The sequence below is a fragment of the Romboutsia sp. Marseille-P6047 genome, from assembly GCF_900604535.1.
In the GTDB taxonomy this organism is placed as follows: domain Bacteria; phylum Bacillota; class Clostridia; order Peptostreptococcales; family Peptostreptococcaceae; genus Romboutsia_E.
This window is the reverse complement of sequence record NZ_UWOT01000015.1, coordinates 1-23,074: the sequence shown is the minus strand read 5'-3', so window position 1 is coordinate 23,074 and position 23,074 is coordinate 1. Positions and strand designations below refer to the sequence as shown.

The following is a 23,074-nucleotide window of genomic DNA, read 5'->3' as shown; positions in this document are numbered from 1 at the left end:
TCAAATAATAAAAACTTTAGTATGTAAATGAGGAATTAAGTATGAATAATTATGTGGGATTTTATATTGAAGAACCTGTTGGAAACAATGTTTTTTCTTATGATGAAAGAGAAAATAAGAAGATATTTATTCCAAAACTAATAAAAGGAACTTTAAATGATGTTGTTTTAGGTGAAAATATTGTATTTAATGAGATTGATGAAGGTAATGAAATAAAGGCTAAAGGCTTAAAAAACATGGTTCACTGTAATATAGGTGATAAGGATGTATATGTTTTTGATAATCACAATCATGCACTTTATTTTTGGATGAAAAGTCTTAATCTAAATCATTTTACTAAGGGATGCAAATTAATTCATGTAGATCAACATAAGGATATGAGAGAACCTATAAATTATGATGTAGATTTATATAATATGAAAGATGTATTTAGATATACAAATAAAGTTTTAAATGTGGGTAACTTTATAAAGCCGGCTTTAAAATATGGTATTTTTTCTGAGGTTATAATAATAGATAGTTCATATGGATTTGATATAAATATAGATGGAGAATATATACTAGATATAGATTTAGATATATTCTCAAAAGATATGGATTATATACCTTATGACTTAAGGTTAAATAAAATAAAAGACCTTATAAAAGGTGCGAAAGTTATAACCATAGCTACCAGTCCTTACTTTATAGAGCAAGACTATGCTATAAAAGTATTAAAAGAATTATTTAATTATGATATAATAGAATAGTTAATTATTTATACTATAGTATAAGTTAGAAATTTAAGTAATTTATATTATAAAAAAGAGATAAATTTTAGGAGGATTCAAACATGAGTTTATTTACTGAATGGAGATCTTTAAGTGAAAACCATGACAGCCAAGAAGCTGAAATAAAGTTCTGGGAAGAGTACTTAAAGGTAGAGACAACTATATACAATGAAATATTAAACGACAAAATAGAAGTATTAGAAGGAACTGTAGCTGAGTTAGCTGAAAAATTCAATACTTCAAATGAATACATAATGGGATTCTTAGATGGAATAAGTGAAAGCTTACAAGAAGATATAGATTTAGAATCTATAGAAGCTGACACTAAGGTTACTGTTAAAATAGATTTCGAAAAATTATTCTACAACATGGTAGCTGTAGAAGCACACTGGTTACATACTTTACCAGGTTGGGAAGGAATATTATCTGTAGAGAAGAGAAAAGAATTAACTAAGGCTTTCAAAAACTCTAAGACTATAGTTAAAGAAGACAAAGTAGGAAGAAACGATGCTTGTCCATGTGGAAGTGGTAAAAAATATAAGAAGTGTTGTGGAAAATAATTTGAATATAATGGAATAAATAAGGGTATTCTCATTGAAGTATTAAGAAATAATATCTTAGTAATTCAACTGAGAAGTACCCTTTTAGTTTTTGCATATAAGTGAAATATCTCTAGCAATTTTAGAGGCTAATTCAGCATTAATATAAAGTTGTTTTATGTGGGAATTTTCATCGCTGTCTACAATAAGATTTGAATTTATTATCAAAAAACCACCATCAAGATTTAAGTCCTTTTTTATTTTAAAAATTTTTGAAATTTCAGATGTAGAATTTATTTTATATTTTGCAGCTTTGTTATTTAAAACTATTATATTGTGAGACTCTAAGTAATTTAATGTAATGTCTAAATCCATATCAGTGTTTACTTTATTAGATATAATAAAAATTTCATTAGAACATAGTTTTTGTAAATCAGATGGAACTTGTATCTGATTATAGTTTGTTTTAAAAATTCCATTTATCTTATTAGTAAGAAGTACATTTATATTTGCTAGGTTAGCTATTGTTATAGCAGAAGATAGTGTTGTAGTACATGTTAAACTATGAGATATAGCAAATGGTAAATCAGTTATACTTGCTGATTGAGTTTTACTGTTAGTTAATAAAATATTAAGTTCTTCTTCAGTAAGTCCAACTTTTAATATTCCATTTATAATTGCAGTTGTAGCAGGTATAGCCCCATTATTTCTTATAATTTCACAAATTTTATTTGAAACTTCTATATTCTTAGGGTAATTAGTAGTATTGATGATTGAATGAGACTCTAAGGCTACAACTGGGTAGCCAAAAGAGATTGATTTTTGAACTTCAGGATGTATGTTTAAATATTTTTCTAACATAATGATAGCTCCTTTAATGTTTCTTCTAAGTTAATTCCATCCGATGAAATAAATTTATCTTTTCCTATTTTTATAAATACACGCTTTACTCCTTTATTTAAAAAATAGTTGCAACATCTAGATATATCATCTTCATTATAAATTTTTATATCTGATAGTATCTCAGCTTCACTTTGACTTAATTTTATAAAATCAAATCTTTCAACCATATTTTTAACTTTAATACACTTTGAAGAAGATACAGTGTCTATTAAAATTGGAATATGAGAGTAGAATTTTGTTATAAAGTCTATAGTTTTTTCTGGTAAATTTGTATCTAGTATAATAGCAATAGAATCGCTTATAGCTGAATGCTTTGAATTAATAAAATTAACATCGATTTTCTCTGTAATATCCATATGAGATATAGCAAGTTGCATATCATTTAAATTATTGAATATTGATATATATATTGATGTTGAATCATCACTTGATATATAGCAATCATCTACATCTATACCATAACTTTTACACTCTGATAAAATTGTATTACCATACAAATCATTTCCAATTGCAGATATAAGTTTTGTATTAAATCCTAATTTACGAATATATTCAGCTAAATTCATACCAGCGCCACCTACAGATAGGTTTATCTTTCCAGGATTCGAATCAAACATTACTAGTTTATTGTTTGACATCCCTTCAATATCTATACTAGAACCTCCAATTATAGTGATATAGTTTTCTTTTTTTATTATGTATCCTTTTCCCTTAATGTAACCCTTTTTCATGAGATTTGTTATATGTACAGCAACGGAAGACCTAGTTATAGAAAGTATGGATGCAAGTTCTTTTTGAGATATTAATGGATTTTTTTTTAAGATACTTAAAATTTCTTTTTCTCTGTCAGTCATATTATCACCCCAAATAGATAATTACTTATTTTTATAAGTATTGGTTTCAAAATATGTTATCACCATATTTTCTATTTTTCAACAATAAAATGTTTTATATTCATCAATAAGGAACAAAAAACATTGATGGACATATTATAAAGTAAGATAAATTTTGCTTGGGAGGACAGTCATGAAAATAGGGGATATAGTAGCGAGAAAGTCATATAATAAAGATATTATATTTAAGATAGTTGGGTTTAATATAGATGAAAATAATAAAAAAATAGCTGTATTAAAAGGGGTTGCATTTAGGGTTTTAGCAGATGCATATTTAGAAGATCTAGAAATTGTACAGATGCCTGATATGAATGATATTTTAATAGATAGAAATGTAGAAAATTTATTATATAGATCAGTGAAAAAGGCTAGAGAAAGACAAAAGAAAAATATGAGGGGATTACCAAAAGCTCAATCAAATACTAATATGTATGGAATGCCAGGTAAAGTACTTCAAATAGATGGAGATAAAGAATATTTAAAGATATGCCTAGATGTATACACTCAATTAGGAATACCAGCTGTTGGAGTTTCTATATCTGAAGCAAACCAATATAAAGAAGTAAGAAGTCTTTTAGAAAAGCATAATCCAGATATATTGGTAATTACAGGTCACGATGCACTTACATCAAAAAAAGGAAATATAAAGGACTTAAGTAATTATAGAAATTCATTAAACTTTATAAAAGCTGTTAAAGAAGCCAGAAAGTGGGAACCAAATGTGGATAATCTTGTAATATTTGCAGGAGCGTGTCAGTCAAATTATGAACAAATAATAAAATCAGGTGCTAACTATGCAAGTTCACCAGGTAGAATAATGATTCATGCTCTAGACCCAGTATTTATAGTAGAAAAAATAGCCTGCTCTAGAATAGATGTTGTTGTACCAATCGATGAAGTTATAGAACAGACAGTCACTGGATATAAAGGAATTGGTGGTTCAGAAACAAGAGGAAAATTTAGATGGGCTATGCCAAAAACAATTTTATACTAAAAAAAACAATATTATACTGTATTCTTAAAAAATACTATTGACTTTTTATTAAAAAATATATAAAATTATTAGTTTAAACGTTTGACAATTAAATAAAAACATGGTATTATGTAAACATACAAACGTTTAAAGAAGGTGATATTGTGGCTACTGTTCAAACTTTAGATAAGATAAGATAAGATCAAGTTTGGAAAGACATTTAGGAAAGAGGATAATACTAAAGGCTAACAAGGGGAGAAAACAAGTTATAACAAGAAAGGGAGTACTTGAAAAAGTTTATCCTAGTGTATTTGTTGTAAGATTAGACGACAGTCAAAATGGATACTCAAGAGTATCTTATAGTTATTCAGATTTATTAACAGCTAATGTTAAGTTACAAGTGTATAAAGGTAGAGAGAAAGATAAATTAAACGCAAGTTAAAATTATACCTATTAAAAATAGGTGTAATTTTTTTTTTGTCTTATAAATATAAATATAGTGTGATAACTTATATTTTTTATATACAAGGGGGACAAATATGGAACTAATAAAAGATGTTATAAAGATTGACAATAGAATGGACTTTGGAAAATTTCAAACATTTATAGAGTTAGAGGCAGTAGTGCCAGATAAAAAATCAGATGTGTATGACATTGTAAAAACAGAGGGGTACATAGCTCTGAAAAAAATAGAAATTGCAGATGGGAAAGTAGTGTGTAGAGGTAGTTTTAATTATAATGTGATTTATATAGCTGATGATAAGAATACTATTTCAAATGTAGATGGTAAAATTGACATAAATGAGGTAATAGACAAAGATAATGTTACTCAAGACATGGAGTATATGTTATACCCTGAAATAGAACATGTTGATTGTACAATAATGAATGAGAGAAAGATTAGAATAGGAGCTTTGATCAATATAAAAGGTAGCCTATTTGAAAAGAAAAGACTAGATATAGTAAAAGATGTATCTCAAGTAGAGGGAATACAAAAAAGTAGAAAAGAAGTTAGTTATCAAGATATAGTGGGTATAGAAAAATCAGAGAGTGTTATAAGAGATACAATAACTATAAATACAGAGGAAGTACAATCAATTATAAGTGTGAATCCATATGTAAGAATAAAAGAAAGTAGAGTTAGTGATAATAAGGTTATAATTGGTGGTGTACTAGATATAAATCCTCTTGCATGCACTTATGATGGAGAGCTTGTAGAACTAGATAAAGTAGATATTGATTTTACTCAATTTATAGAGGTTCCTGGGGTTTGTGATGGTATGAATGAAGAAACATTACTATCTATAAATGATTTTAATTATATATTTAAGCAAAATGGTGATAGCAATACTGGTATATTAGAAATTGATTGTACTATAAGTAGTAAAGTAAAAGTGACAGATGAAGTTGCACGAGAAGTATTACAAGATGCATACTCACCACAAAAAGTACTTAAGTTTGATCATAGATTAATAGAACTAAACAAAGTATTAGCTAGTGATACAGAAAGTTTTGTAGTTAGGGATACTATAAAAAATGATAATGAAGATATACAAATAAAAGATATTGTAAGTGTTTGCCCATCAATTTCAATCGAAAATGCATATATGGAAGATGGTAAAAGCATAATACAAGGTATAATAAAAATGGATATACTATATGTTCCTGTAGAAGGATTAAAAATCGTATATAAAATAAGTGAAGAAATACCGTTTGAACACGATGTTGAAGTTGATGGTTTATCAGATACTTCGTCTGTATTCAATACAGTATGCATAGAAAAAGTAGAAGTTGATTTAAATAGAGACCAAATAGATGTGTCTGTTAAAGTTAACAGATTCATAGAAGTAATAGATAAAAAATCAGAAAGTTTTATAATAAAAGGTGAAGATTGCGGAGATTATGATTTATCAAAGGCACCAAGCATTATAGTTTATATATGTAAAGAAGGGGATAGTCTTTGGAATATAGCTAAAAAATATAATACAACAGAAGAAGAAATTTCTGAACTTAATGATTTAAAAGATGATGATATATTAAAACCAGGAAAATGCTTAATATTAGAGAAGAAAGTAGTTATGGTTGATTAATATTATATAAAAATAAAATAATAGGGTGTTATAATGCCCTATTATTTTATTTTTTGTAGTATAATATTTATAAATAGGAATGCATTATACGATATATAAAGGAGGCTAAAATGAATTCTATAGAATTAAAGAGCAGGGCAAAAATAAATTTATCAATAGATGTCCTAGGTAAAAGACAGGATGGATATCATTTAGTCGAAATGATAATGCAGACAATAGACCTGTACGACATCATAAAAATTAAAGAAGTTAATAATAATGACATAATAATAAACAGTAATAGCTCAGATATTCCATTAGATGGAGATAATATAGTTTATAAAGCTGTAGATCTACTTAGACGTACTTTTTCTATAGAAAAGGGAGTTGAAATTTTTATAGAAAAGAATATACCTATAGCAGCAGGAATGGCTGGAGGTAGCTCTAACGCAGCAGCAGTATTAGTAGGTCTTAATAAGATGTGGAATTTAAACTTATCGGATAAAAAATTACAAGAACTTGGATTTAAATTAGGAGCGGATGTACCTTTTTGTATAGTAGGAAATGCGGCTTTAGCTAAAGGTGTCGGAGAAGAGCTTACATACATAAAAGGTTTACCTAAAGATGTTAGTATATTAGTTTGCAAGCCAGAGTTATTTGTTTCGACAAAAGAGGTATACGAGGGATTAGACTTAAGTAATATCAAAATTAGGCCTAATAATGAATACTTAATACAATGTTTAAAAAACAATGATATAGATTCTATATCAAGAAATATGGTAAATGTACTTGAAGCAGTTACCAGTAAAAATCATGCTCAAATAAAAGAAATAGAAGAAATTATGAATGAAAATAAGGCATTAGGTTCTATGATGAGCGGAAGTGGTCCTACTGTATTTGGTTTATACAAAAATAAGGAAGATGCTTTAAAAGGGAAAAAGGAATTACTGAAGAAATATAAACAAGTATATGTAGTTAATAGTAGTGAGAAAGGAGTTGAAATTAATGGATAATTTAACTAAATTAAATTTAGATGATTATAAACCATTAAGGGATGTAGTATTTGAAAACTTAAGAGAAGCTATACTAGAAGGTAACTTAAAACCAGGTCAAAGATTAATGGAAGTTCAACTTGCAGAACAATTAGGTGTTAGTAGAACACCAGTTAGAGAGGCAATAAGAAAATTAGAGCTAGAAGGTTTAGTTGTTATGCTACCAAGAAAGGGAGCATATGTAGCAAATATGTCTCTAAAAGACGTAATAGATGTATTAGAAGTAAGAGCTAGCTTAGAAGGGTTATCAGCATCTCTTGCAGCGGAAAGAATAAGTGATATAGACTTAAAAAAATTAAAGAAAATAGCAGAAGAATTTAAAGAAAGTACTATAAATTCTGATATAGAAACTTTATTAAAAAAAGATGTTGAGTTTCATGAATGTATATTTAAAGCCGCGAATAATAAAAAGCTACATCAAGTAATAAATTCTTTATGGGAACAAGTGTATAGATTTAGAGTAACATACATATCAGATTACGATTCATCTTTAAGTATAGTTGAGGAGCATCAAAATATATTAGATGCGATTGAAAAAGGGGATTGTGAATTAGCTAAAAAATATGCTACGGAACATATAGAAAATGCAGAGCATTTCATGATAGATAAAGCAGTAAATAATAAAGAGTTATAAGAGAAGGGAAACCTTCTTTTTTTATTGTATAAATTCCTCTAAAATGGAGATACTCAAAATAGTAAAATATTTAGGGGGATATAAAATATGAAAGAGAGAATAATAAAAACTAGATTGGTAATTCTAATTTTAAGTTTTATAGGCATTATTTCAATAATGTCTATATCTATAAAAGGTGAAGTTGATAAAATAGATAGTAGTACAGAAAGTTACAAAGAAAAGTTGATAAGATTTCATGTTATAGCTAACAGTGATAGTGATGAGGATCAAGAATTAAAATTAAAAGTAAGAGATGAAATTATAAGTTATTTACAACCAAAGTTGGGAAACTCAAAAAGTATAGAGGAAAGTGAAAATATAATAATCAATGAGTATGAGAATTTACACAAAATAGGCAAAGAAACGATAGAGGCTAATGGATATAGCTATGATGTTAAAGTAGGAATTGAATATAGTAACTTTCCAACAAAACAATATTCTAACGTTATTTTGCCTGCAGGAGAGTATAAGGCATTAAAAGTTGTAATAGGAAACGGTACAGGTAAAAACTGGTGGTGTGTAATGTTTCCTCCATTATGTTTTGTAGATGAAGAAAATGGAGTAATAGATGAGGCTACAGATGAAAAACTACAGTCTATATTAAGTGAAGATGAATACAAATTAATTACCACTAAAAATAAGGAAGAGGAAAGTGTTGTTAAATTTAAATTCAAGATAGTAGAAGTTATGAAGGGGATATTTTAATCATCAATCAAAAAAAGGAGTGAATTTAACTATGGATAGGTGCTATAAAATTATAGTATCTCTACTAGTTTTTATGTGCATAATTATTGGCACTAGTAAAGGTTTTGCAGAAGGGGATGATTTTGAAGATAAATCAATACCAGCTGTAAAGACAAATAAAAAAGAAGAAAGAAAGGCCGTAATAAATTTAACTAATGAAGAAATTTTATTGTTATCAAAATTGGTAACAAGTGAAGCTAGAGGAGAGAGCTATGAAGGACAGGTTGCTGTAGCAGCTGTTGTAATAAATAGAGTAAAAGATTCGAGGTTTCCAAACTCAATAGAAGATGTTATATATCAAAAAAATGCGTTTTCGGTAGTGAAAAATGGATCAATAAATATGAATCCAACTGATGAAGCATATAAAGCTGCTCAAGCAGCTTTATATGGAGAGGATCCAACTGAAAAAGCTGTATACTTTTGGAATCCAGAAATTTCTACGTGTAAATGGATTCAAAAGCTTAACCCGCATATGAGAATAGGAAATCATGTATTCGCAAAATAGTTCATTATGCATTTGAAAATAAAGAAGCCTTGCTTCTTTATTTTTTTGTTAAAATACACTATAATAATCATTTAGATAACAAATTGAATATAATTAAAAATTAATAATATAATTATTAAATAGAAGGGATAAAAATTATGGCAAAACTTAATGTAGCTTTAATATTTGGAGGAAAATCAGGAGAGCATGAAGTTTCATTATCTTCAGCAGCTTCTATATATGAAAATATAAATAAAGATAAATATAATGTATTTACGATAGGTATAACTAAAGAAGGAACATGGTTATATTATGAAGGAAACTCAGAGGATATAAAGAGTGGTAAATGGGTTGAATTAGCTAATAGAAATGTAGAAATAAATCTAGTTCCAATGGGAAATAAAGAAGTTGGCATATTATTTGAAAATGGAATAGTAAAAAAGATAGATGTATTATTCCCAGTATTACATGGACCATATGGTGAAGATGGAACCGTTCAAGGTTTATTTGAAATAAGCCAAATACCATATGTAGGTTGTGGGGTTCTTGCGTCTAGTACGGGAATGGATAAACTTATTTGTAAAACTATATACTCAGAGATTGGATTACCACAAGTTGAGTACTGTTCTACAAGTAGATGGGTATTTAATAGTAGGCAAGAAGATGAACTAGACAAAATTGAAAGTAAATTAAATTTCCCAATATTTGTTAAGCCTGCAAACTTAGGTTCTAGTGTAGGTATATCGAAAGCTACAAATAGAGAAGAACTTTTAGCTGGAATAAATGAAGCATTAATATATGATTCTAGAATCGTTTTAGAGCAAGGTATAGATGCCAGAGAAATAGAAGTTGCTGTATTAGGTAATGAAGAAGTTGAAGCATCTATAGCTGGAGAAATAAAGCCTGCTAAAGATTTTTATGATTATGAAGATAAGTATATAAATGGATCATCAACTTATGATATACCAGCTAATATAAGTGAAGATGATATGGAAAATATAAGAAGTATGGCTATAAAAGCATTTAAAGCATTAGATGGTAAAGGTCTTTCAAGAGTAGACTTCTTTATAGATAAAAATTCAGGAAAAATATTTATAAATGAGATAAACACATTACCAGGGTTTACTAATATAAGCATGTATCCTAAAATGTGGGAAGCTACAGGTTTAGGATATTCTAAACTAATAGATAAACTTATAGAACTAGCATTAGATACAAAAAAGTAAAGTAGGTGTTAATATGGATAATAGACCTATAGGTGTATTTGATTCAGGCTTAGGTGGATTAACTGTTTTAAAAGAGATTATAAAAGTTTTACCTAATGAAAATATAGTTTATTTTGGAGATACAGCAAGAGTTCCTTATGGACCTAGATCTAAGGATACTATAATTGAGTATACTTTTCAGGCAATAAACTTTTTGATATCTAAAAATGTAAAAGCTATAGTTATAGCATGTAATACGGCTACAGCGAGAAGTTTAAAAGAAGCAAAGCAAAAATATGATATACCTATTATTGGTGTAATCGAAGCAGGTGCAAGAGCTGCTGTATATTCTACAAGAGATAAGATTATAGGTGTAATAGGGACACAAGGTACTATAAGCTCCAAGTCTTATGATTTAGAAATACAAAAATTAGATAAAGATATTAAAATTGTTTCTAAGGCATGCCCTTTATTTGTTCCTATAATTGAAGAAGGGTGGTCGAATACAGAAGTAGCATACTTAACAGCGAAAGAGTATTTAAATGATCTACTAGTGGAAGGTATAGACTCATTAGTTTTAGGATGTACTCATTATCCTATATTAAAAAGAACTATAGGATCAGTTGTAGGAGATAACATTAAATTAGTGAATCCTGCAAAAGAAACTGCAAAAGATTTAGAAATTATACTAACGCAAAAAAATATACTAAGATCTAAGGATTGTAATAATTCGACATATGAGTATTATGTATCAGACATACCGGAAAAATTTGTTAGTATAGGTCAGCAGTTTTTAAAAAGAGAGATGAATGATGTAAAGAAAATAGATATACAAAAATATTAAGTTATTAAATAGTATAAACTTTAGATATAATTATATCTAAAGTTTATATTTTTAGGAGGAAAATTTACTATGGATGTAAAAATCAATATAAACACTATTCAGTATGATGAGCATAGTAAAATAGATATTATTAATGTGAATACTGTAGGAACTCTACATGAAAAAAATGATGCTACATATTTAATGTATAAAGAAGATAATGAAGGTGTAGAAATTACAACAAGCATAAAGGTTTCTAAAAAAGAAATAACCATAAAGAGATTTGGAGCAAGTAATTCAACTATGGTTTTTGAAAAAGGAAAGGTTCATACCAGTAATTATAAAACTCCATACGGTTTATTTTTAATAGAAACACATACTAAGCATTTAGATGTAGATAATAATAGTGAAAATAATTTTAAAATTGAGTTAGACTATAATTTAAAAATGAATGATATGTTTAACGGAAGAAATAAGATAACTATAAATGTAGAAAAATAAGAGATAAATAAATAGATATAAATTTTATACAAGGTAGTTAAAATACTACCTTTTATTTAATTTATTTGGTATTATTATATCTATATAATCTTTTATATCTTTAATTAAAAATGATACAAGGGTTTATGGTTTTTTTATAGAAACTACTTATAGTAAAAGTTAAAAAAATAGTAATGAGGTATAATTATGATATTTGAGAAAGTACTAAGTACTGTAAATAAATATGAATTAATACAAAAGGGTGATAAGATTGTAGTTGGATTATCTGGAGGTCCAGACTCTGTTTGTTTATTACATATTTTAAATAGGATGAAGGAGGAATGGGATTTAGAGATTTATGCAGCTCATTTGAATCATCAAATAAGAGGTATAGAGGCTCAAAAAGATGCTTTTTATATTTCTAAGCTTTGTGAAGAGTTAGGAATAACATTCTTTATAAAGTCAATAAATGTTCCTGAATATTGTGAAAAAAATGGAGTATCAATAGAAGAAGGGGCAAGACAGCTTAGATATGAAATGTTTTATGAGATAAAAAATAATACTAGAGCTAATAAGATAGCAATAGGTCATAATTTAAATGACCAAGCTGAAACTATATTAATGCGTATGATGAGAGGTACTGGTCTTCAAGGATTAAAAGGAATAGAATATATTAGAGATGGTGTTATAATTAGACCTATTTTAGATGTTGAAAGATATGATATAGAAGAGTATTGTAAACAAAATAAATTAAATCCTAGGATAGATCAAACAAACTTAGAAAGTATTTATACTAGAAATAAAATTAGATTAGAACTCATACCTTATATGAAGGATAATTTTAACTCTAATGTAATAGAATCTATAGTAAGGATGGGAAATAGCTTAAGAAGTGATAATGATTACATAGAAACTGAGGCAGTAAATAAATTTAATGAAGTATCTAATTTAAAAAGCGATAGTGTAGAACTTAAACTAAATAAATATATTAATTTACATAATTCTATTAAAGTTAGAGTTTTAAGAAATTCTATCAAGCACATATTAGGAGATACAAATTTTATAGATCAAAGGCATATAGATGATATTATTGAATTAGAAGATGAATCTAAAATTGATAAAATGATAAATTTACCAAGAGGTGTATTTGTATATAGAAAAAAAGATAGTTTAATAATAACAACTAAAGAAATTGTTATTGAAGACATAGAATTTTGCTATAATATACCTAGCAATGGATTTATCAAAGTAAAAGAAATAGGTATGGTTATCGAGACACAAGTAATAAGTGTAGATAAATATAAAATGAGTAAATCAGATAAATCATGCAAATGGTTTGATTTTAATAAAATAAAAGGGGGTATAGTTGTAAGAAACAGAAAAGCAGGAGATAAAATTAAACTTTCTGGAGGAAGTAAAAAAATTAAAGATTTATTTATTGACATAAAAGTGCCAAAAGAGGATAGAAGTAAAATTCCTGTAATTGCCGATCAGCAAGGAATACTAAGTGTTGGTGATTTAAGACACAGCGAAAATTATAAAATCGATTCAGATACAAAAGAAGTCTTAAAGGTTAGCTTTAAGAAACTATAGAATAAAAACAACTTATGAAAGGAGGGCTTCTTTTGAACAAACTTTTAAAAGGAGCAGGTTTCTATCTGCTAATATTTATAATCATAGTAGGTATAGTTCAATTTTCTGGTTCACCAACTGAAGAAGTAGAACAACTAAATTTCTCTCAAGTTTACCAGGAGTTAACTGACGAAAACATATTAAGCTTACACTTTATAGATCAAACTGCAGTAGAAGGAACTATAAAAGATACAAATAAGAAGTTTACATCATACATACCTGAGGAAATAATGGGGGATAAATTTGCTGACACAGTACTACAACAAGCAATGGATGGCAAATTAGTTGTTGGAGGAGAAGCAAAACCATCAACACCATGGTTTGTTGATATGCTACCAAGTGTACTTATATTATTCCTGATGTTAATTTTCTGGTTTATATTTATGAATCAGTCTCAAGGTGGAGGCGGAAAAGTTATGAGCTTTGGTAAATCAAAAGCTAAAGTTCATAAAGATGACGAAAAAACAAGAGTAACATTTAAGGATGTAGCAGGACTAACAGAAGAAAAAGAAGATTTACAAGAAGTTGTAGACTTCCTAAAAAATCCAAAAAGATATATAGACCTAGGTGCTAGAATACCAAAAGGTATACTTATGGTGGGTCCTCCTGGTACAGGTAAGACATATTTATCAAGAGCTGTTGCTGGAGAAGCTGGTGTACCATTCTTTAGTATAAGTGGTTCTGATTTTGTTGAAATGTTTGTTGGGGTAGGAGCTTCAAGAGTTAGAGATCTATTTGAACAAGCAAAGAAAAATTCTCCAGCTATAATATTTATAGATGAAATAGATGCTGTTGGTAGAAAAAGAGGAGCAGGTCTTGGCGGAGGCCATGATGAAAGAGAGCAAACTTTAAATCAATTACTAGTTGAAATGGATGGATTTGGTGTTAATCAAGGTATAATTATAATGGCAGCAACAAATAGACCAGATATATTAGACCCAGCGTTACTTAGACCAGGTAGATTTGATAGAGAAATTGTTGTTGGAGCACCAGATGTTAAAGGTAGAGAGGCGATATTCAAAGTTCACTCTAAGAACAAACCATTGTCAGAAGATGTTAAGCCAGATGTTTTAGCAAGAAGAACACCAGGATTTACACCTGCTGATATAGAAAATATAATGAATGAAGCAGCAATATTAACTGCTAGAAGAAGAGATAAAAAGATTCATATGGAAACTATAGAAGAAGCTATAACAAAAGTTATGGTTGGTGTAGCCAAAAAATCTAGAGTTATAAGTGAGAAAGATAGAAAACTTACAGCTTATCATGAAGCAGGTCATGCAATATGTATGCATGTACTAGAAAATGTAAGTCCAGTTCATCAAGTTACAATAATACCTAGAGGTAGAGCTGGAGGATTTACAGAACCTCTTCCAAAAGAAGATCAAATGTATGGTACAAAGTTAGAGATGGAAGAAACAATTGTAATGGCTCTAGGTGGTAGAGTTGCTGAAGAATTAGTTATGGAAGATATATCAACTGGAGCTTCTAATGACTTAGAAAGAGTAACTTCTATAGCAAGAGGAATGGTTACTAAATATGGTATGAGTTCAAAACTTGGACCTATGGTATTTGGAGATAATGATGATGAAGTATTCCTAGGAAATAGTTTCGCAACTAAGAGAAATTATTCTGAAGAGGTTGCTTCTGAAATAGATAAAGAAATAAGACGTATTGTTGATAAAGCATATAGAGAATGTAGACATATACTACAAGAAAACATGAAGAAGTTAGATTATGTTGCAAAAGCTTTATTAGTATATGAAACTCTAGATTCAGATCAATTTATTAAAGCATTTAATGAAGAATTACCTTTAGATGTTGATTCAGCTAGTGAAGGTGCTTCAAAAGTAAGTAAAGAAGATGCTATAACTGAGGAATATAATGTTATAGAAGAATCTAAAGATATGAAAGATGATAATGTAATAGAATTGAGAAGAGATTTTAAAAATGATGATAAAGAATAAAAAGAACCCTATATAGGGTTCTTTTTTGTAAAATATAAGTGATGAGGTGTGAAATGAGAGAAAAAGTTATAAATATAATTTTGGATAATGATAAAGAGTTTATATCAGGTGAAGAAATATCAAAACAGTTAGGTATATCGAGAAGCGCTGTATGGAAGCATATTAAATCATTAAAAGCAGAAGGATATGATATAGAATCGATTAATAAAAAAGGATACAGACTCAAAGAAAAGCCTAAAGATTTATTGAGTTCTCAAAATATAGTTCATGGGTTAGATACAAGATTTATAGGTAAAAATATTATACATTTTGAAACTATAGATTCTACAAATACCTATGCAAAGAAAATAGCCTCAGAAGAAATTGACGGAACTGTAGTAATAAGTGAAGAACAAAGTAAAGGTAGAGGTAGGTTAGGTAGAATATGGGATTCTAAAGCATATGAGGGAATATGGATGAGTATAATATTAAAGCCGAATGTATTACCTTATAAAGCACCTTTTATAACGATTTTAGCTGGAAGTTGTATTGCAAAAGCATTAAATAATTTAGGTGTAACCGTAGGAATAAAGTGGCCTAATGATATAATATTAAATGGGAAAAAGCTTTGTGGTATATTAACTGAGTTATCAGCTGAAATAGAAAGGGTTAACTATGTTATTTTAGGAATAGGTATGAATATAAAAAACTTAAGCTTTCCCAATGAAATAGAAAATATAGCAACATCTTTATATAAAGAAGGATATAAGGTATCGAGGGTTGATATTGTAAGAGAAATATTGTGTGAGTTAGAAAAATACTATACTGAGTATATAGTTGATGGAAATAGCAAAAATATAATTGAATTATATAAAAACTACTCAGTTGTTTTAAATAAAAAAATATATATAATAAAAAATGATGAAAAAGAACTTGTTGAATGCATTGATATAAATTCAGAAGGTAACTTAGTTATTAAAAAGCAAGATGGCACTATTACTGAAGCAATTTCGGGCGAAATTTCGATAAGAGGTGAGCATGGATATGTATAATAACATACTAGATATAAAAGGATTGAAAGTAGGACAGGTTGAAGATGAAAATGGATTAACGGGTTGTACTGTTGTAATTTGTGAAAAGGGTGCGGTATGTGGTGTTGATGTAAGAGGAGCAGCACCGGGTACTAGAGAAACGGATTTATTAGATCCGGTAAATTTAATACAAAAAGTACATGCTGTAGTTCTTTCGGGTGGGTCTGCATTTGGTTTAGAGTCAACCTGTGGAGTTAGTGAATACTTAGAAGAAAGGAATATAGGATTTGACGTTGGAGTTGCTAAAGTACCTATAGTAGTAGGTGCGGTATTATTTGATCTAGCAACAGGAGATCCTAAATGTAGGCCTGATAAAAAAATGGGTTACAAAGCTTGTGAAATGGCAAGTGATGTTGTTTTAAATCAAGGGAATTATGGAGCTGGGTGTGGAGCTACAGTAGGAAAGATAAAGGGACCTGAATATGCTATGAAAGGTGGAATAGGAAGCTATTCTATAAAGCTAGAAAATGGACTGGTTGTTTCAGCTCTGATTGCAGTTAATGCATTTGGAGATGTATATGAAAATGGTGAAGTAATAGCTGGTGTTTTAAATGATTCTAAAACCAGAGTATTAAATAGTTATGAACTAATGAAACAAGGGATAAGTAAAGGTGGGTTTAGTATAGATAACACAACTATAGGTATAGTAGCTACTAACGCAAAACTAGATAAGGCTGGATGTAAGAAGATATCTCAAATGGCTCATGATGGTTATGCAAAAGCGATATTTCCTATACATACATCTCATGATGGAGATACTATATTCACAATGGCAACAGGAGAAATTGAAACTGATATAACTCTATTAGGTTCTCTTGCTGTAGAAGTGGTTGAAAAGAGTATTATAAATGCTATAAAAAATGCTTCGGGTGTAAAAAATATATTATCATATAAAGATATGCCGATATTACAAGTTTAGTTGACAATGCTATATCACATTGATAAAATTATTGTGTTACAGCTGGCATCCTAATTAGGAGCCTGACTAATATCAAGAGAAGATATTCAGTAAAAACTTAAAAAATTAGAAGTCCGGCATCTTTATGAGCTGGAACGGAGGTGTATTTTATGATGAACTCACAAGCATCAGCAAGAAAGAAAGTAAATGTTAAAAGAATGACTATTATAAGTCTGCTTTCGGCAATATCGATTATGCTATCGATGATTCCCTTAGGGTACATACAAATAGGTCCCTTAGCAATAACTACAATGTGTATACCTGTTATAATAGGTGGAATTATAGAAGGGCCTATAGTAGGAGCTACGGTAGGACTTATATTTGGTCTTACTAGTATGTTTAGAGCAATGGCAGGTATGGCAGGAATTACAGGATTTGTATTTATAAATCCATTAGTTTCGGTATTGCCAAGGATTTTTATTGGTTTAGTAGGATGTTACTCTTTTAGGCTATCTATGAAACTAATAAAAAATACTTATGTATCAGGTTTGATAGCAGGAGCTATGGCATCTATTACTAATACAATTGGAGTATTAGGAATGATATATGTGCTTTATGCAGCAGAGTATGCAAAAGCTTTAGGGCAAAGTGCAGGAGCAGCTAAAACACTTTTACTAGGAATAGCTACAACTAATGGTATAGCAGAAGCCTTAGGTGGAGCTTTAGTTGTATCGGCTGTAGTTGCTGTACTTAAAAAAAGCAAAAAATAGAAAGAAGGTTAATATAAATGCTTTTAGTATTCGACGTTGGAAATACCAATATGGTATTAGGTATATATAAAGACAAAGAATTAGTTAAGGATTGGAGAATAAACACAGATAAAGAAAAAACATCTGATGAATATGGTATATTAATTAGTAGTTTATTTAAATATGAAAATATTGATATGAATGAAATTAAGGATGTTATAATATCTTCGGTTGTACCTAATGTAATGCATTCTCTTGAAAATTTTTGTATAAAATACTGTAACAAACAACCATTGATAGTAGGACCAGGAATAAAAACTGGATTAAATATAAAATATGATAACCCTAAGCAAGTTGGAGCAGATAGAATTGTAAATGCTGTTGCTGGCATAGAAAAATATGGTTATCCACTAATATTGGTTGATTTTGGTACTGCAACGACGTTCTGTGCCATATCAGATAAAGGTGAGTACTTAGGAGGAACAATTGCTCCTGGTATAAAAATATCTAGTGAAGCTCTATTCCAAAGAGCATCAAAATTACCTAGAGTCGAGTTACTAAAGCCTGGAACATCAATATGTAAGACTACAGTTTCAGCGATGCAATCTGGGATAATATATGGATATGTAGGTTTAGTAGATAAAATAATATCTATGATGAAAGATGAGTTAAACTGTGGACCAGTAAGAGTGGTTGCTACAGGAGGTCTTGCGCCTTTAATAGCATCTGAAACTAATAGTATAGATAATGTAGATAAATTTTTAACTCTAGAAGGTTTAAGGGTTATATATGAAAAAAATAAAGAATAAAATATTTAGATAGGAATTGGAGCAAAAATCCAGTTCCTTTTTTATGATAATATATATATACTTATTTGAATAGATACTATGTGAATTGTATATTAATTTAATCAAATGAACACAATCATAATGAAAAATGGTATAATTGAAAAGTTTATAATTATATATTTGTGGTAAAGAAATAATGATTTAAAATATAGAAAACTATGAAGGAGAGACAAAATGAAAATAGGGAATGTCGAGTTAAAAAATAAAGTATTCCTATCACCTATGGCAGGCGTTACAGACCTTCCTTTTAGGCTAATATGTAAGGAACAAAACTGTGGTATGTTGTATACTGAGATGATAAATGCGAAAGCTTTATGTTATGATGATGAAAATACAAAGAAAATGTTAAAGATAGAAGAAGAAGAACATCCTATTGCAGTTCAGATATTTGGGTCGGACCCAGAATTTATGGGAAGAGCAGCACAAATAATGAATGAATATCCAAATGAAATATTAGATATAAATATGGGATGTCCAGCGCCTAAGGTAGTTAAAAATGGTGATGGATCTGCGCTTATGAAAAATCCTAAGTTAGCAGAACAAGTTTTAAAATCTGTTGTAAAAAACTCAACAAAACCTGTTACTTTAAAAATAAGAAAAGGTTGGGATGATAGCAGTGTAAATGCTGTAGAAATAGCAAAAATAGCAGAAGCGAGTGGAATAAGCGCATTAGCTATACATGGAAGAACTAGAGAACAGTATTATTCAGGTAAAGCTGATTGGGATATAATTGCAGAAATAAAGAATGCAATTAACATACCTGTTATAGGAAATGGAGATGTTTTTACTGTAGAAGATGCTCAGAACATGCTAGAAAAAACAAAGTGTGATGCTATAATGATAGGTAGAGGGGCTCAAGGTAATCCATGGATATTTAAAAGAATTAATCACTATATGCAGACTGGAGAGATATTACCAGAACCTACACTAGAAGAAAAAATAAATACAGCTAAGAAACATTTAAATCTTGCAGTTGAAGAACATGGAGAGTATGTAGCTGTAAGGGAAATGAGAAAGCATATAGCGTGGTATCTAAAAGGTTTAAAAGGTTCAGCTAAAGTGAGAGATGAAATCAATAAAATAACAAGTTATGAAGATGTTATAAGAAGGCTTGATGAGTACATGGAAGATGCCTTGACATTAGTATAATAGTGACTTATAATATACCGCATAATAAAGTAGATATAAAGAATTTTAAAATAAATGGAAATTCTTAATTTAACAAAGGAGTTGTGGGGTTATGGAACAAAAAAATGAAATACTTTTAACTCAAGAAGGTTATGACAAATTAGAGGAAGAAGTAGAATTACTTAAAACAGTTAGAAGAAAAGAAGTTGCTGAAAGAATAAAGGTAGCTATATCATTTGGAGATTTATCTGAAAATGCTGAGTATGATGAAGCAAAGAATGAGCAAGCCCAAGTTGAAGAAAGAATAATGAAGCTAGAAAATATGATAAGAAAAGCTGTTATCATAGATGAAAGTCAGATAGATCTTAATGTTGTTACTATAGGTTCTATAGTAAAAGTTAAAGATGTTGAGTTTGATGAAGAAGTTGAATATACAATAGTAGGTTCAGCTGAAGCAGATCCATATGATGGTAAAATATCAAACGAATCTCCAGTAGGAAAAGCCCTTTTAGGGAGATCAGTAGGAGAAGAAGTAGACGTTCAAGTTCCAGATGGAACAGCGAAGTTTAAAATATTAGAAATAAGAAGATAAGCTGGAGGAAGAAAAATGAATAAAGATCAACACGTTGAATTACAAGAAGATCTTAGTGAAGTTCTTCAAGTGAGAAGAGACAAACTAGCTAAGCTACAAGAAATGGGTAGAAATCCTTTCCACCAAAGTAGATATGACAGAACAAGCAATTCAATGGCTATAAAAAATAACTTCGATGAGATGGAAGGTAAGATAGTTAAGATAGCTGGTCGTATAATGAGCAAAAGAATACAAGGTAAAGCAGGATTTATAGATATACAAGATCAAGAAGGAAGAATCCAATGTTATGTTAGGTTAGATAGAATAGGTGAAGAAGAATATTCTATATTCTCTACATATGATATAGGTGATATAATCGGTCTTGAAGGTGAAGTATTCAAAACTAAAAAAGAAGAGATATCAGTAAAGGCTAATGAAGTAATTTTATTATCAAAGTCTTTACAAATACTACCAGAAAAGTATCATGGTTTAAAAGATCAAGATTTAAGATATAGACAAAGATATGTTGATTTAATAGTTAATCCAGAAGTAAAGGATGCTTTTTTAACTAGAACTAAGGCTCTTAAAGCGCTAAGATCGTTTTTAGATGAAAGAGGTTTCTTAGAAGTTGAAACTCCTATACTAAATACTATAGCTGGTGGAGCTAATGCTAGACCATTTATAACTCACCATAACACACTAGATATACCTATGTACTTAAGAATAGCTAATGAGTTATACTTAAAGAGACTTATAGTTGGTGGGTTTGATAAAGTTTATGAAATGGGAAGAATGTTTAGAAATGAAGGTATGTCTGTAAAGCATAACCCAGAATATACAGCTATGGAATTATATCAAGCATATGCAGATTATACTGACATGATGGAGATAACAGAAAGCCTTATATCTCATATGGCTGAAGTTGCTACAGGTAGCATGGTAGTAAACTATCAAGGTACAGAAATAGATTTTACACCACCATGGAGAAGAATGACTATGGAAGAATGTGTAAAGGAGTATTCTGGTGTAGATTTCTCTACAATAAATACTGATGAGGAAGCTTTAGCTGTTGCTAAAGAAAAAGGTATAGAAATAACTCCAGGAATGAGAAGAGGGGAAGTAATTAATGCTTTCTTTGAAGAGTTTGGAGAAGATAAACTAATACAACCTACATTTATAACTCATCATCCAGTTGAAATATCACCTCTTGCTAAGAGAAGTGTAGATGATCCAAGAAGAACAGATAGATTTGAAGCATTTGCAAATGGGTGGGAATTAGGTAATGCATTCTCAGAATTAAATGACCCAATTGACCAAAGAGGAAGATTTATGGATCAATTAAGAAAGAAAGAATTAGGCGATGATGAAGCTTGTGATATGGATGAAGACTTCTTAAATGCATTAGAAGTTGGTTTACCTCCTACAGGTGGATTAGGAATCGGAATAGACAGAACAATAATGTTATTAACTAACTCAACATCTATAAGAGATGTATTATTGTTCCCTACGATGAAACCGATAGAAAATAAAAAAGCAGACGAAGAATAATATTATTATATTTAAAAAGTTGTATGTCACTAAAGTGATGTACAACTTTTTTTAGAAATTTATCTAAAAAATTATACATGTCAGGTGCGCTGTAAGTATTAAAAATATTATTAAAAATTAATAAACTACAAAAACAGATATATAATATGATAAAAAATGTAAATAATAAGAGGATTAAATTGATAAAACAAGAAATTTTTAAGAAGGAAAATAGAATATTAAATTAGAATAAATAATAAAAAAATCTTGTTGGGGGTAGTTATATGTATCAAATTATTAATTGGATATGTTATATATCTGTAAGTTTTTTGGTGTTAGAAATGATGATATATTTATGTAAGGATGTAATAAAAATAAATAAAATGAGTAATAAAATAAGCCGTAGAAGTGTTGGGAAATCAAGGGTTATAGCGAGTGAACATATTTATAGTAATAAAATTGCAAAATAAATTTAAAAAAAGTATTGACCATATTAAATTTAGGTGATATAGTATTACTTGTCCTTAAGAAAAAGGAAAACGGCTTAAGAAAAAATGAAAAAAAGTCTTGACTAAGAAATAAAAACTTGGTAAGATAATTAAGTCGAAACAATGAACTTTGAAAATTAAACAGTAGGTTAATTTATATAACTAATTCTTATTTAAGAATTAAAACACAAACAACCAAGCCAGATATTCAGATAATGATTAGCTGAGCGATGGACAACTTTTATTTGAGAGTTTGATCCTGGCTCAGGATGAACGCTGGCGGCGTGCCTAACACATGCAAGTCGAGCGAACTTCTTCGGAAGTGAGCGGCGGACGGGTGAGTAACGCGTGGGTAACCTGCCCTATACACACGGATAACGTACCGAAAGGTACGCTAATACGAGATAACATATTTTTATCGCATGGTAAAAATATCAAAGCTCCGGCGGTATAGGATGGACCCGCGTCTGATTAGCTAGTTGGTAAGGTAACGGCTTACCAAGGCGACGATCAGTAGCCGACCTGAGAGGGTGATCGGCCACATTGGAACTGAGACACGGTCCAAACTCCTACGGGAGGCAGCAGTGG

Annotated in this window: 24 protein-coding genes and 1 rRNA gene; 23 read left to right on the top strand and 2 right to left on the bottom strand. The window is 29.4% G+C overall.

The features are described 5' to 3' along the window. The first annotated feature begins 41 nt into the window (after window positions 1–41). Both EIH23_RS13285 and EIH23_RS13280 read left to right on the top strand, forming a co-directional pair. Complete coding sequence (locus EIH23_RS13285; RefSeq protein ID WP_122640882.1) at window positions 42–749, top strand: UPF0489 family protein; 708 nt, start codon at window positions 42–44, stop codon at window positions 747–749. Window positions 750–832: 83 nt separating this feature from the next. Continuing rightward, window positions 833–1,330, top strand: coding sequence for an SEC-C metal-binding domain-containing protein (locus EIH23_RS13280; protein ID WP_122640881.1), 498 nt, complete (start codon window positions 833–835; stop codon window positions 1,328–1,330). A gap of 84 nt (window positions 1,331–1,414) precedes the next feature. Here the strand turns inward: EIH23_RS13280 and EIH23_RS13275 are convergent, their stop codons facing one another. Both EIH23_RS13275 and EIH23_RS13270 read right to left on the bottom strand, forming a co-directional pair. After that, entirely contained in the window at window positions 1,415–2,170 is a 756-nt protein-coding gene (locus EIH23_RS13275; RefSeq protein ID WP_122640879.1) for a pseudouridine-5'-phosphate glycosidase, read from the bottom strand. Continuing rightward, window positions 2,164–3,066: a PfkB family carbohydrate kinase gene (locus tag EIH23_RS13270; RefSeq protein ID WP_122640878.1), complete on the bottom strand. Its 903-nt coding sequence runs from the start codon at window positions 3,064–3,066 to the stop codon at window positions 2,164–2,166. The genes EIH23_RS13275 and EIH23_RS13270 overlap by 7 nt, the downstream gene beginning before the upstream one ends. A 172-nt stretch (window positions 3,067–3,238) precedes the next feature. Here EIH23_RS13270 and yabG point away from each other — a divergent pair, with 172 nt between their 5' ends. From yabG to EIH23_RS13165, 21 genes are all read left to right on the top strand, one after another. Continuing rightward, on the top strand, window positions 3,239–4,099 hold the full coding sequence (yabG, locus tag EIH23_RS13265; protein ID WP_122640877.1) for a sporulation peptidase YabG: 861 nt from the start codon (window positions 3,239–3,241) through the stop codon (window positions 4,097–4,099). A gap of 187 nt (window positions 4,100–4,286) precedes the next feature. Further along, window positions 4,287–4,520 (top strand): Veg family protein, encoded by a 234-nt coding sequence (locus EIH23_RS13260; RefSeq protein ID WP_207734783.1) that lies wholly within the window; start codon window positions 4,287–4,289, stop codon window positions 4,518–4,520. A 97-nt stretch (window positions 4,521–4,617) separates the two neighbouring features. Next, entirely contained in the window at window positions 4,618–6,168 is a 1,551-nt protein-coding gene (locus tag EIH23_RS13255; RefSeq protein WP_122640874.1) for a DUF3794 and LysM peptidoglycan-binding domain-containing protein, read from the top strand. 110 nt (window positions 6,169–6,278) lie between these two features. Next, a complete protein-coding gene (gene ispE / locus EIH23_RS13250; protein WP_122640873.1) occupies window positions 6,279–7,160 on the top strand; it encodes a 4-(cytidine 5'-diphospho)-2-C-methyl-D-erythritol kinase in 882 nt (293 codons plus the stop codon). After that, entirely contained in the window at window positions 7,153–7,833 is a 681-nt protein-coding gene (locus EIH23_RS13245) for a GntR family transcriptional regulator (protein WP_122640872.1), read from the top strand. Before ispE ends, EIH23_RS13245 begins: the two co-directional genes overlap by 8 nt. An 87-nt stretch (window positions 7,834–7,920) precedes the next feature. Next, the gene (spoIIR, locus tag EIH23_RS13240) at window positions 7,921–8,577 is read left to right on the top strand and encodes a stage II sporulation protein R (RefSeq protein ID WP_122640871.1); all 657 of its coding nucleotides are present in this window, start codon (window positions 7,921–7,923) and stop codon (window positions 8,575–8,577) included. A gap of 31 nt (window positions 8,578–8,608) precedes the next feature. Beyond that, window positions 8,609–9,121 carry a cell wall hydrolase gene (locus tag EIH23_RS13235; protein WP_122640870.1) on the top strand — a complete coding sequence of 171 codons (513 nt, stop codon included), beginning with the start codon at window positions 8,609–8,611 and terminating at the stop codon, window positions 9,119–9,121. 137 nt (window positions 9,122–9,258) lie between these two features. Further along, on the top strand, window positions 9,259–10,326 hold the full coding sequence (locus EIH23_RS13230; protein ID WP_122640869.1) for a D-alanine--D-alanine ligase family protein: 1,068 nt from the start codon (window positions 9,259–9,261) through the stop codon (window positions 10,324–10,326). Window positions 10,327–10,339: 13 nt separating this feature from the next. Further along, complete coding sequence (gene murI, locus EIH23_RS13225; RefSeq protein ID WP_122640868.1) at window positions 10,340–11,149, top strand: glutamate racemase; 810 nt, start codon at window positions 10,340–10,342, stop codon at window positions 11,147–11,149. Window positions 11,150–11,218: 69 nt separating this feature from the next. Then, on the top strand, window positions 11,219–11,629 hold the full coding sequence (locus tag EIH23_RS13220; protein WP_122640866.1) for a DUF1934 domain-containing protein: 411 nt from the start codon (window positions 11,219–11,221) through the stop codon (window positions 11,627–11,629). A 186-nt stretch (window positions 11,630–11,815) separates the two neighbouring features. Then, complete coding sequence (tilS, locus tag EIH23_RS13215) at window positions 11,816–13,201, top strand: tRNA lysidine(34) synthetase TilS (protein ID WP_122640864.1); 1,386 nt, start codon at window positions 11,816–11,818, stop codon at window positions 13,199–13,201. A 32-nt stretch (window positions 13,202–13,233) separates the two neighbouring features. Further along, window positions 13,234–15,207 carry an ATP-dependent zinc metalloprotease FtsH gene (ftsH, locus tag EIH23_RS13210; protein WP_122640862.1) on the top strand — a complete coding sequence of 658 codons (1,974 nt, stop codon included), beginning with the start codon at window positions 13,234–13,236 and terminating at the stop codon, window positions 15,205–15,207. Between the two features lie 53 nt (window positions 15,208–15,260). Beyond that, window positions 15,261–16,238, top strand: a complete 978-nt coding sequence (locus EIH23_RS13205; RefSeq protein ID WP_122640860.1) for a biotin--[acetyl-CoA-carboxylase] ligase — start codon at window positions 15,261–15,263, stop codon at window positions 16,236–16,238. Then, entirely contained in the window at window positions 16,231–17,196 is a 966-nt protein-coding gene (locus tag EIH23_RS13200; RefSeq protein ID WP_122640961.1) for a P1 family peptidase, read from the top strand. The genes EIH23_RS13205 and EIH23_RS13200 overlap by 8 nt, the downstream gene beginning before the upstream one ends. Before the next feature lie 149 nt (window positions 17,197–17,345). Next, the gene (locus EIH23_RS13195) at window positions 17,346–17,945 is read left to right on the top strand and encodes an ECF transporter S component (RefSeq protein ID WP_122640859.1); all 600 of its coding nucleotides are present in this window, start codon (window positions 17,346–17,348) and stop codon (window positions 17,943–17,945) included. Between the two features lie 17 nt (window positions 17,946–17,962). Then, on the top strand, window positions 17,963–18,733 hold the full coding sequence (locus tag EIH23_RS13190) for a type III pantothenate kinase (RefSeq protein ID WP_122640857.1): 771 nt from the start codon (window positions 17,963–17,965) through the stop codon (window positions 18,731–18,733). Window positions 18,734–18,946: 213 nt separating this feature from the next. Beyond that, window positions 18,947–19,921: a tRNA dihydrouridine synthase DusB gene (dusB, locus tag EIH23_RS13185; protein ID WP_122640855.1), complete on the top strand. Its 975-nt coding sequence runs from the start codon at window positions 18,947–18,949 to the stop codon at window positions 19,919–19,921. A gap of 91 nt (window positions 19,922–20,012) precedes the next feature. Further along, window positions 20,013–20,492: a transcription elongation factor GreA gene (greA, locus tag EIH23_RS13180; RefSeq protein WP_122640854.1), complete on the top strand. Its 480-nt coding sequence runs from the start codon at window positions 20,013–20,015 to the stop codon at window positions 20,490–20,492. Window positions 20,493–20,507: 15 nt separating this feature from the next. Next, window positions 20,508–22,019 carry a lysine--tRNA ligase gene (lysS, locus tag EIH23_RS13175; RefSeq protein WP_122640852.1) on the top strand — a complete coding sequence of 504 codons (1,512 nt, stop codon included), beginning with the start codon at window positions 20,508–20,510 and terminating at the stop codon, window positions 22,017–22,019. Between the two features lie 263 nt (window positions 22,020–22,282). Next, a complete protein-coding gene (locus EIH23_RS13170; RefSeq protein ID WP_122640850.1) occupies window positions 22,283–22,468 on the top strand; it encodes a hypothetical protein in 186 nt (61 codons plus the stop codon). 259 nt (window positions 22,469–22,727) lie between these two features. Continuing rightward, a 16S ribosomal RNA gene (locus tag EIH23_RS13165) occupies window positions 22,728–23,074 on the top strand; the annotation flags it as partial.

Coding starts and splice junctions, on each gene's coding strand:
- EIH23_RS13285 (WP_122640882.1), top strand. CDS start 42: ATGAATAATTATGTGGGATTTTATATTGAAGAACCTGTTGGAAACAAT.
- EIH23_RS13280 (WP_122640881.1), top strand. CDS start 833: ATGAGTTTATTTACTGAATGGAGATCTTTAAGTGAAAACCATGACAGC.
- EIH23_RS13275 (WP_122640879.1), bottom strand. CDS start 2,170: ATGTTAGAAAAATATTTAAACATACATCCTGAAGTTCAAAAATCAATC.
- EIH23_RS13270 (WP_122640878.1), bottom strand. CDS start 3,066: ATGACTGACAGAGAAAAAGAAATTTTAAGTATCTTAAAAAAAAATCCA.
- yabG (WP_122640877.1), top strand. CDS start 3,239: ATGAAAATAGGGGATATAGTAGCGAGAAAGTCATATAATAAAGATATT.
- EIH23_RS13255 (WP_122640874.1), top strand. CDS start 4,618: ATGGAACTAATAAAAGATGTTATAAAGATTGACAATAGAATGGACTTT.
- ispE (WP_122640873.1), top strand. CDS start 6,279: ATGAATTCTATAGAATTAAAGAGCAGGGCAAAAATAAATTTATCAATA.
- EIH23_RS13245 (WP_122640872.1), top strand. CDS start 7,153: ATGGATAATTTAACTAAATTAAATTTAGATGATTATAAACCATTAAGG.
- spoIIR (WP_122640871.1), top strand. CDS start 7,921: ATGAAAGAGAGAATAATAAAAACTAGATTGGTAATTCTAATTTTAAGT.
- EIH23_RS13235 (WP_122640870.1), top strand. CDS start 8,609: ATGGATAGGTGCTATAAAATTATAGTATCTCTACTAGTTTTTATGTGC.
- EIH23_RS13230 (WP_122640869.1), top strand. CDS start 9,259: ATGGCAAAACTTAATGTAGCTTTAATATTTGGAGGAAAATCAGGAGAG.
- murI (WP_122640868.1), top strand. CDS start 10,340: ATGGATAATAGACCTATAGGTGTATTTGATTCAGGCTTAGGTGGATTA.
- EIH23_RS13220 (WP_122640866.1), top strand. CDS start 11,219: ATGGATGTAAAAATCAATATAAACACTATTCAGTATGATGAGCATAGT.
- tilS (WP_122640864.1), top strand. CDS start 11,816: ATGATATTTGAGAAAGTACTAAGTACTGTAAATAAATATGAATTAATA.
- EIH23_RS13205 (WP_122640860.1), top strand. CDS start 15,261: ATGAGAGAAAAAGTTATAAATATAATTTTGGATAATGATAAAGAGTTT.
- EIH23_RS13200 (WP_122640961.1), top strand. CDS start 16,231: ATGTATAATAACATACTAGATATAAAAGGATTGAAAGTAGGACAGGTT.
- EIH23_RS13195 (WP_122640859.1), top strand. CDS start 17,346: ATGATGAACTCACAAGCATCAGCAAGAAAGAAAGTAAATGTTAAAAGA.
- EIH23_RS13190 (WP_122640857.1), top strand. CDS start 17,963: ATGCTTTTAGTATTCGACGTTGGAAATACCAATATGGTATTAGGTATA.
- dusB (WP_122640855.1), top strand. CDS start 18,947: ATGAAAATAGGGAATGTCGAGTTAAAAAATAAAGTATTCCTATCACCT.
- greA (WP_122640854.1), top strand. CDS start 20,013: ATGGAACAAAAAAATGAAATACTTTTAACTCAAGAAGGTTATGACAAA.
- lysS (WP_122640852.1), top strand. CDS start 20,508: ATGAATAAAGATCAACACGTTGAATTACAAGAAGATCTTAGTGAAGTT.
- EIH23_RS13170 (WP_122640850.1), top strand. CDS start 22,283: ATGTATCAAATTATTAATTGGATATGTTATATATCTGTAAGTTTTTTG.